At 67.2% G+C, this 457-nt stretch carries 1 protein-coding gene; it reads left to right on the forward strand.

What is annotated here, in order from left to right; all coding sequences use genetic code 11:
* Positions 1–457: FAD binding domain-containing protein (locus AACY52_RS31040; protein WP_339561500.1), on the forward strand; the 457-nt coding region annotated here is incomplete at both ends.

A 457-nucleotide genomic window follows, 5' to 3' on the forward strand; every position in this document is an offset into this window, starting at 1 on the left:
TGAAGCTTGAGATCGAAACGCCGACGCATCTGATCGACGTCAATGGCCTGCAGTTCGACAAGATCGAGCCGATGCCCGACGGGGGCCTGCGGATCGGCGCGCTGGTGCGCAACACGGCGCTTGCAGCCGATCAGCGGGTGCGCCGCGACTATGGTCTCTTGTCGCGCGCGCTGCTCGCCGGTGCGTCCGGGCAGTTGCGCAACAGGGCGACGACGGCCGGAAATCTGCTGCAGCGAAAGCGCTGCCCCTATTTCTACGACACCAACCAGCCCTGCAACAAGCGCAGCCCCGGCACCGGCTGCGCCGCCATCGGCGGCGTGTCCCGGCAGCTTGCGGTCATCGGCGCCAGCGAGGCCTGTATCGCGACACATCCGAGCGACATGGCAATCGCGATGCGGGCGCTTGATGCCACCGTCGAAACGGTCCGGCCGGATGGCCAGACGCGCACGATCCCGAT

It is taken from the genome of Pseudomonas sp. EA_65y_Pfl1_P113 (assembly GCF_963970525.1).
GTDB lineage: Bacteria > Pseudomonadota > Gammaproteobacteria > Pseudomonadales > Pseudomonadaceae > Aquipseudomonas > Aquipseudomonas tritici.